Here is an 8,495-nt window from a genome sequence, read left to right as displayed (position 1 = left end):
CCGCGCTCCTGGAACACGCGGCCCGGCACAACCTCAAGACCGTCATGACGTTCCACCAGCGGGTCGAAGAAGCCGCCGCATTCGCCGCCAAGCTGCCCGAGACCGCCGCCGAGCTGCACACCGCGGCCGGCACCCGCCGCCGGCCCTCGCGTCCTCAAAGGGGGCCGAAATGCCAGAACACCAGGGCGAAACCGCGGGGCAGAGCCTGCACGCCCGGCTGGTGGAGGTGGTGCAGGAGGTGAGGGCCTGGGTCGCTCGCGCGGCGGGTTCACCACCAAGCTTCACCTGAGCGCGGACGGCCTCTGCCGCCAACTGTCCCTGGTCGTCACACCAGGTCAGCGGGCTGACTGCACTCAGTTCAAACCGGTGCTGGAGAAGATCCGCGTCCCGAAACTGGGGCCGGGCAGGCCTCGGAAGAAGCCCGACAGCGTCGCCGCCGACAAGGCATACAGCAACGGGCCCTGTCGTGAGTACCTGCGGCACCGGGGTATCCGCCACACGATCCCGGAGAAGACAGACAGCCAGGCGGCCCGCCTACGCAAAGGCTCACGTGGCGGACGCCCGCCCGGCTTCGACGAAGAGCGGTACAAGAAACGCAACACCATCGAACGAGCCATCAACCGGCTCAAGCAGCACCGGGCGGTGGCCACCCGATACGACAAGCGCCGCTATGTCTACCTTGGCACCGCCACCGCCGCAGCCCTGACCATTTGGCTCCGCACCTGACCGGCGACGGCACTGCGATCTGAGAGTAGGTCATGGTTGAGCGCCCTCGACCGCCGGTCTTTGTGCTTGCGTTCGACGCCCTGGCCAGGAAAGAGTTCCATCGGACGGATACACATCAGGCGACGTCATGTGAGATGGGGGCAGACGGATGTGCACAGTGGATGCGGCGGCCAAAGAGGCAGCCGTCGCCCAGTTCCTTCGCGAATATCCGGAGGCAGCGCAAGCCGAACGCGACCACTCCGCGCTTCTGGGTTGCGTCGATGCCGCCTGGTCGCAGATCCCCGGCTGTCCTGCCGGGATCCCTGCCCTGTTTGAAGGTCTCCTCGATCAGGCCGCCGCCCCCAGGCCCTGCGCGTGCTGGGCAACGTCTTGATGGACAGCGTCTTCCACGCGGGCGCGGCAATGCCAACGGCCTTGCCTTTCCTCCTCCGTCTCGCAGCGAACCCTGATATCGCCGTGCGATCCGGCCTGGTAGACTTCGTGGTCGTCGCCGCGGAACTCTCTCAGCCCGTCGCCGCAGACAACGACCCCATGGTGCTGCTACTCGGCAACGACGGTGACCATCCGGAACGCGAACAGTGCAGGGCCGCGTTCATTGAACACGCGTCCTTGCTGCATGTTCTCCTGATCGACGAGAGCCCCCCCGGGGGGACTGATCAGCGCAGATGACCGCGAGTCTCTGCTGAATGCGGTGGCACCGCGCTGAGGGCTGCGTCTCTGTCCCCATACTCCATGTGTGATCAACGAGCAGCATGATCGGCCGGACAAGCCCTAGCCCCACCGCCCGGTGTGCCAGCGCCTCCACCTGGACAGTGGTCGTAGCCGGCCCGGCTCCCGCCTCGGATACCGTGTTCCTCTACGGGGTGCCATAACGGATGTGACGCCCCCCACCGGAGGTAGTCAGCGTATGAGTTCAAAGCGCAGCAAGAATCCAGCCCTGCCCGTACTTGACGACGCATTCCGACTCGCGTCGGTCAAGGACGCCGAAGAGTCCACCCGTGACTTGGCCGCGCGGCTGGCCACCACCGAGCTGCGCCGCGTTTCCCACCCGGGCCGGGTCACCTGGGAGCCCACCGATCAGGCCGAGCCCGTACCGGTCCCGCCGACTGTGGTCGACGGTGACGGGGACCTGTGGCTGCGGGACCGGGGCACTGGCACCTGGACCATGCCCGAGTTCAATCCGAAGGAGTTCCCGGCCCGCTGTGGCGAGGTTCTGACGTGGAACCAGCTTGCCCGCGAGTTCGGCCCGCTTACCGCACTGGCCGACGACCGCCGCATCGGCGGCGGCCGGCGCTGACCGCGCAGCCTTCTGGGATGACCGCGCCCCTGAAGCGCCCGTTACGGGTGGCTGGGAGCTGCAGCTCACCGCCGAGCTCGGCGACGTCGGTTCGGTACGGGTCGTTGTAGTTCTCGCGGTCGTCGAAGTCGAATGGCGCGCTCGCCGCGGTGACGGTGAACCCGGGGACGACGGTGGCCGTCCGGCCCTGCAGCTCGGTGGTGAGGCGTTCGGCGTCGCGGGAGGTGAGCCGGGTCTGGCTTTACCGGCCGAGGCGGAGCAGGGTGAAGCCGGATCCGTCGGGCTGCCGTGCTTCGACGTCGACGCTGTAGTGGGCCGGGGGCATGGCGACGTCGTCGGGAAGGTCGAGGCCCGAGGCGGCGTGGGAGAGCGCGGTGTAGGGGGGGCTGCCAGACGCCGAGGATCGTGGCGGTCTCGCAGCGGAGCCAGCCCTTGCGGGTGTAGCGGTGGGCGTAGACCGCGGCGTGCGGGGTGTCGGGGTGGACCAGGGCGACGGCGATCACGTCGGGACCGTGGTCGTCGCCCGGCCGGGTGTGGGCCCGCTCGATGTAGGCGCCGACCCGGACGGCGACGTCCTGGGCGCAGCCGGGGGTCCAGGGTTCGGGGGTGCGCAAGGCGGCGAGCATCGCGCGGAACGCGTCGACGACGGCCTGGTCCTCGGGGGCGAGGACGGTGCCGGGCGCGGTGGCGCAGCGGCGGAACAGGCGACGGATCATCGGAGGTTCTCCTGCTCGGGGTGGGCGGTGGAGACGAGGGCGAGGGCCGCGGTCACGGTGTCGGTGAGGGTGGTGCGGACCGGTACGCCGTGGCGGCGGGCGACGTAGATCAGGTAGCGGTTGCGCTCGGGGTTGGGGCAGTGGGGCGGGCAGCCCAGGACCGCCCGGCCCGTCCCGACGTCGAGGCCGAACTCGACGTTGGTGGTCATGGCCGTCAGCGTCTTCAGGTCGCGGGGGATCCAGAAGAGGATCGCCGTTGCCTGAGCGCGGGCGTCGGTCTCCCAGTCGACCTGTGTCTCGTAGCGGTCTGCGCGGTCGCCGTTGCGGGATTCGGGGCTCAGGACGGTCAGCGTGTGGGGGCCGGTCCACTGCTCGGCGAGCGCGCGCAGGGCGTCGGGCCTCCAGGACGGGACGGGGTTGCTCTTGTCCGGGGTGGGGCCGGCGAGGAAGACGGACGGCCCGGCCGGGATGGGCTCGCGGGCCATGACCAGGGTGGGGCCGTTCACGAGGTGGCTGCGTTCTGCACGGCGGCGCGGGCGGCGTGCTGCGGGGTCCAGGGCAGGGGCAGGCCGTCGCCGGCCTCGCGGGGCACCACGTGGACGTGAAGGTGGAGGACCGACTGCGTCGCGGCGTCCCCCTTCGACGTGATCAGGTTCGCGGCCGGGAGGTCGGCCATCAGCTCGGCGGCGCGGCGCATCACGGCGGCGGTCACCTCGGGGTCGGTGCCGGCGTCCTGGACGTGGAGGCGCGGCAGGACGGGCTGTGTCCTGTGGATAGAGAATCGAAGAGAGGTGCCTGCTGACCTGCGATGATGGGAGTTCTCACGCTTCCAGCACGCACAATCAGCAAGGCACCTCGTAGATGAAAGTTTCCCATACCCCAGCAGCGGTCTCCGCTGCGTCCGACGACTCGAATCTGATCGCGCACGCCAGGCTGGTCCCGGTGATGCGGCTGGCCGAGCGGTGCGGTCTTTCGCGGCTGGTGGCGGAGAAGGTGAAGCTGACCGGGGCGGCAAACGACGCGGGTGCGGTGGCGGACGCAAAAGTCACCAGCATCGTGGCCGGGATGGCGGCAGGCGCGGACAGCATCGACGACCTGGACGTCCTGCGCCACGGTGCGATGCCGGCCGTGTTCGCGGGTGTCCGTGCCCCGTCCACGCTGGGCACCTTCCTGCGCGCGTTCACCCACGGCCATGCTCTCCAACTCCACGCCGTCCACCGGAAGTTCTTGAGTGAGCTGGCCGCGCATACCCCATTGCTGCCAGGTGCCGACGAGATGGCGTTCATCGATGTCGACTCCACCCACAAACGGGTCTACGGCCGGACCAAACAGGGCGCCGAGTACGGCGACTCTGCTGCGCAATTCGCTGCGGGGGTGAGGTCGGGTCCGCGATGATCGTTCCTGGGGTCGCTCTTCTGTCGTGCGGCCGTGGAGGCGGTACGGATGCGCCGCGGCAAGACCGCCGACTCCCGCGGAGCCCCGAAATTCGTCAGTGAAGCCCTGGCCACCGCCGCCGAGGCCGGCTGCACCGGCACCCGCATCCTGCGCGCGGACTCGCAGTTCTACAACGCCGGCGTGATCGCCGCCTGCCGCCGGGCCGGAGCCCATTTCTCGGTCACCACCGGCATGAACCCCTCCATCAAGCGGGCCGTCCTGGCCATCCCCGACCAGGCATGGCAGCAGATCACGTACCCCACCGCCGTGCCCGACCCCGAAACCGGCGAGCTCACCTCCGGCGCCGAAGTCGCCGAGATACCCGCATACACCGCGTTCGCCAGCCGCAAGAAAACAGAGCGGATCACCGCCCGACTGATCGTGCGCCGCGTCCGCGACCTGGCCGAACCCGCCGTCGTGGGTGAGCAGGGCGAGCTGTTCCCCGTCTGGCGCTATCACCCGTTCTCCACCGACAACCCCGCCCCCACCCTGCGGGCCGAGCGGGAACACCGCCACCACGCCGTGGCCGAGCAGGTCACCGCCGGCAGCAAAGCCTCAGCCCTGGCCCACCTGCCCTCCGGGCACTTCAACGCCAACACCGCCTGGCTGACCCTGAGGGCGATGACCTACAACCTGCCGCAGGCCACCGGTGCACAGACCTCCGCCTTCCACGCGAAGGCCACCACCGCCACCCTCCGGACCCACCTGGTGCACGTCCCCGCCCGGATCGCCCGCTCCGCACGGCGCATCACCCTGCACCTGCCCCACAACTGGCCCTGACAGCACGCCTGGACAAACCTCTTCGACACCGTCCACGGCCCAGCCGGCTGACACGAACCGCCCCAGCCCACCCCGCCCGCCAGGCCCCAACCGGAACGAACACGTGGAAACGCCGGGCAGACCAGCAGCTACACGCTACCCAAGCCCAACAGCCCTCCCGAAACCGGCTCAAAATCAGTCAGAAGATCACTTTCAGACCACGTCGGTGGATCAAGGGTAAGTACGTGCGCCCATGCGGAGGCCGCGGGGCGGTGGTGCAATGGGGGCGTGAAAGCGACTCATACCCTGGTACCTCCGGCCGAGCGTCCCCTGGACTCGCCGTGGTGGCTGGCCCCGGCCCTGTTCACCGTGGCGGCAGTACTGGGCGGGGCGTGGGGCTACCGCTCCTCCCCGATCATCCACGCCACGGCGTGGCTGGCCCTGCCCTACGTCATTCCGCTGGCCCTGGTGACGGCCTCCTGGCGCCCTTCGGCCCACCGGGACACGAGGACCCGCGGCCTGGTCCTGGGCGGGGTCGGCGCATTGATCGCCCTGGTCTACGCGCACCTGGCCACCTTCGTGCTGTGCGCAGTGGCGCTCGTGCTGTGGGCCTTCCAAGGCGGAGGCTGAGGCCGCCCGGGCCAGCGCCCCCCCCGTACGGGGGCGAGCCGGACACCCGCCGGAGGGCGCCGGCCCGGCGGGCTGGCTCTCCGTGGGTGAGGCGGCCGTCACCGTGCCGCAGACACAGCGGCGCCCCGAACGACCCGGGTCCGGGGCACTGCTGTTCGGCGTTCAGGCTTCGACGTACGCCACGATCGTGATGGTCCGCAGGGCGGTCACGTAGTAGACGACGCGTACCCCGTCGATCTCGTCCGCGTAGTCGCGCAGCAGGGTGCCGGGCACCTCGGTGCCGAGTTCCGGGTTGACGCTGATCGCTACGATCGCGCGGTCCAAGCGGTGCGTCTCGTTCGCCGTGAGTTTCGTGAGCTGGGTGAGGGCGGGCTCGACCATGACGACGCGCGAGCGGCGCGCGGAGGGGTCAGGCGACACGGGGCTGCTCGTCGGCGAGGCGGGCGAGGTGGGCGTCGCGGGCGGTCTCCCACAGGACGCCGGTGTCCGGGGCGGGGTAGCCGTTCGCGGCGATGTCCTCGAGCACCGAGGCGAGGACGTCGACCTTGGCCCGCTGGTCGGCCGCGTACGCGAGGGCGGACGCAGCGGCGTGCTCGTCGAGGGGCAGGCGTTCGGGCACGGGCGCGCTTGCCGGCTGCTGGCTCATCCGGGGCTCCTGGACTGTCATCTGGCGTGGTGTCACCACCGTAGCGCCCGGTCCGCCGGACCGGATCCGCTCCGGCGGAACCGAAAACCAACAAGGCGGACGCTGTAGTGCGTGCCGTTACCCATCCCGCGGTCAGGAGCAGGACCAGGACCTTGGATCAGGTAGTGCCGAGCGCAGTGGCCACTGCTCCGGCGGACATACCGTCGTCGCGCAGCGCCGGCAGTCTCCCGGCCGACCCGGGACCGTCGGGTGTTACGCGGCCACAGCGCCCGCACGAGACCCCCACCGGGGATGCTCACGAGTGCGGGTAGGTGTGGCCGGCGGCGGGTACTCCCGGCCGGGGCCACCGCCGACGCCCAGAAGCACGTTCCGCTCGAACGAGGCGTCCTCGGCCAGCGCGCGGACCCCGGGTCCGGTGGCGGACGCCCTGTCCACGGCCGCCGGGACCGCCAGGAGCAGGCCCGCGGCCGGGTGCCCGGCGGTGTCCGCCCACCAGCCGCACCCGGCCGGGGCTGTGCCCTTCACGCTGCCGCTGCACACGCGGCGCTGCCTGCCCGTCATGGCCACGCCCGGCGCCATACCGCCTTCCGCCTGCCTGCCGGGGACACCCGGACGCGGGAGGCGGGCGCCGCCGCGGTGGGTGTCGTCAGGCAATGCAGAGTCGCGTCCACGAGACGGCCCACCGTGGTGGAGGACCGGCCGTCCTCCAGGTGATGTCCTAACCGAGGCCGGCCAGGTGCGCGGCAAGGAGGCCGGTGCCGCCGTGGTCGCGGATCCGGTCCATACGGTGGGCCAGCAGGGGCCACTGGCACGAGCCCACGAGCAGGGCGCCTCCAACTCGGGCAGGACATCCTGACGGCTCCCAAGATCGCGGCGTGCGCGAGGCGGTTGACGTCAAACTGTCCCAGCGCCTTCGCCCGGTCGCCGAGGTCCAGGTCCCGAGGCACGCTCAGCCCCTCGATCAGCGGGCCCCACGAACGCCTCTCGTCCACGCTGGCCGGCGGCGCCCACGGATCGGCCGCCGCCCCCGCTGCGCCTCCCCCACCGGCGGCGCAGCGGGGGCGGGGGCGGCGCCCGTGGCGGGCGCAGGTGCCGGTGCGGGTACCGGTCCCGCCGCAGGCGCACCCCACGGGTCGCCGAAGCTGCCCATGCGCGAGGCCCGGCACGTTCCGGGCCGGCGGCGCGACAGCACCGGGAGCAGCGGGGGTAGCGGGGGCAAGGAGCGGGGGCGGTGGCCGCCGCCGGGGCGGGCACGGCCGCGGGTGCCCCGGCGGCGGCCACGGTGATGACGGCGGCGGGCCTCGTCGACACCGGCCCCGGCGGCGTGCGCGTTGAGGAGGATCCGGGCGACGTCAATACCGCGGGCGCTGCTCGCGAACAAGGCCACCCTGCCCCTCTGGCGCAACGCCGCGCACGGGCGGCATCGCCTCCGCCCCAGAGGCGCTCTGCGGCGTCTCGAACCGGCGACAGCGTCACCGTCACTACCCTCGCAGGTGACCTTCAGCCCGTGAGGAAGGCTCCCTCGCGACAAGGGCGGCAGACGAAGACGTAGCCCAGCTGACCGCCGAGGTTCATCGCGGTCTCCCGGGTTATCCCCTCCTCCAGGTGTGCCGCGAACTCCATGGTGCCGGTACAGAAAGGACACACGGGCAGGCGGTCGTCCTCAAGGTAGGAGGGGCTGCCTCCGAGTGACCCAAGCACTTCGCGCTGCTTCCCGAATCGTTCTTCGGGTTCCCGCTTCCATCCCGAGCGGGCAAGGTCGTAGGCGTCAGGCTCGATCCCTTCCTCGTCGCAGGCATCTTCGGGGTCGATCGTCACGACGTGGGTGCGGATGGCCGAGGTGGCGGGCAGCAGCGTCAGTCCCGCCTCGGGTACGGCTACCGGCCGCAGTTCCTCCCGGGGAAACAGATAGACCCTGTTCGCGCTGGAGCTCGCGTCCCAGAACTCACAGGCCCCGGGGTCGTTCTGGCACAGGAACACCGACAGGACACCGTCCTCGACGGGGAGATGGGCGAAGAACTGAAGCGGTCCCCCGCAGCCGCACAGGGGCCAGGCGAATCCGGCAGGAGCCAGCGGTACGCCCCCGGTACGCGGGACGTCGGAATCGGCCGGTGTGGAGCCGTCGTAGATCATCAGCGCTGTCTGCATGGCGGAAGGCTACTGGCCGCCTGTGACAGGCCCGGCGGGAGAAGGCCCTTACGCGGGACACCGCGGATCAGCCCTCGTTGTGAAGCAACCAGTGGGGCTGGGCTTCGCCCTCACGGCGGTGACCGGGCGGGTGACGCTC

The 8,495-nt window shown here is 70.9% G+C and carries 8 protein-coding genes and 2 pseudogenes; 5 read left to right on the top strand and 5 right to left on the bottom strand.

Translation table 11 applies throughout. The features are described from left to right. Positions 1–234: 234 nt before the first annotated feature. From OTB16_RS36780 to OTB16_RS36770, 3 genes and pseudogenes are all read left to right on the top strand, one after another. A pseudogene (locus tag OTB16_RS36780) lies at positions 235–726 on the top strand (IS5 family transposase); the annotation flags it as partial. Between the two features lie 354 nt (positions 727–1,080). After that, a complete protein-coding gene (locus OTB16_RS36775) occupies positions 1,081–1,395 on the top strand; it encodes a hypothetical protein (protein ID WP_267726946.1) in 315 nt (104 codons plus the stop codon). 238 nt (positions 1,396–1,633) lie between these two features. Next, positions 1,634–2,023, top strand: coding sequence for a hypothetical protein (locus OTB16_RS36770; protein WP_079403197.1), 390 nt, complete (start codon positions 1,634–1,636; stop codon positions 2,021–2,023). 712 nt (positions 2,024–2,735) lie between these two features. Here OTB16_RS36770 and OTB16_RS36765 read toward each other — a convergent pair. Beyond that, entirely contained in the window at positions 2,736–3,245 is a 510-nt protein-coding gene (locus tag OTB16_RS36765) for a nucleoside 2-deoxyribosyltransferase domain-containing protein (protein WP_267726942.1), read from the bottom strand. Continuing rightward, positions 3,242–3,451, bottom strand: a complete 210-nt coding sequence (locus tag OTB16_RS36760) for an HIT family protein (RefSeq protein ID WP_267726941.1) — start codon at positions 3,449–3,451, stop codon at positions 3,242–3,244. Before OTB16_RS36760 ends, OTB16_RS36765 begins: the two co-directional genes overlap by 4 nt. Before the next feature lie 149 nt (positions 3,452–3,600). On the opposite strand from OTB16_RS36760, the pseudogene OTB16_RS36755 reads away from it, so the two are divergent. Next, positions 3,601–4,953: pseudogene (locus tag OTB16_RS36755) on the top strand (IS1380 family transposase). Positions 4,954–5,220: 267 nt separating this feature from the next. Further along, a complete protein-coding gene (locus tag OTB16_RS36750) occupies positions 5,221–5,562 on the top strand; it encodes a hypothetical protein (protein ID WP_267726940.1) in 342 nt (113 codons plus the stop codon). 162 nt (positions 5,563–5,724) lie between these two features. Here OTB16_RS36750 and OTB16_RS36745 read toward each other — a convergent pair whose 3' ends face one another. The 3 genes from OTB16_RS36745 to OTB16_RS36735 form a co-directional block, all read right to left on the bottom strand. Further along, positions 5,725–5,982 (bottom strand): hypothetical protein, encoded by a 258-nt coding sequence (locus OTB16_RS36745; protein WP_267726939.1) that lies wholly within the window; start codon positions 5,980–5,982, stop codon positions 5,725–5,727. After that, positions 5,972–6,208, bottom strand: coding sequence for a hypothetical protein (locus OTB16_RS36740; RefSeq protein ID WP_267726937.1), 237 nt, complete (start codon positions 6,206–6,208; stop codon positions 5,972–5,974). The genes OTB16_RS36745 and OTB16_RS36740 overlap by 11 nt, the downstream gene beginning before the upstream one ends. 1,500 nt (positions 6,209–7,708) lie before the next feature. Beyond that, a complete protein-coding gene (locus OTB16_RS36735; protein ID WP_267726936.1) occupies positions 7,709–8,356 on the bottom strand; it encodes a YwqG family protein in 648 nt (215 codons plus the stop codon). Positions 8,357–8,495 lie beyond the last annotated feature (139 nt).

The organism is Streptomyces antarcticus (genome assembly GCF_026627255.1).
In the GTDB taxonomy this organism is placed as follows: domain Bacteria; phylum Actinomycetota; class Actinomycetes; order Streptomycetales; family Streptomycetaceae; genus Streptomyces; species Streptomyces antarcticus.
This window is presented reverse-complemented; position numbering and strand designations above follow the sequence as displayed.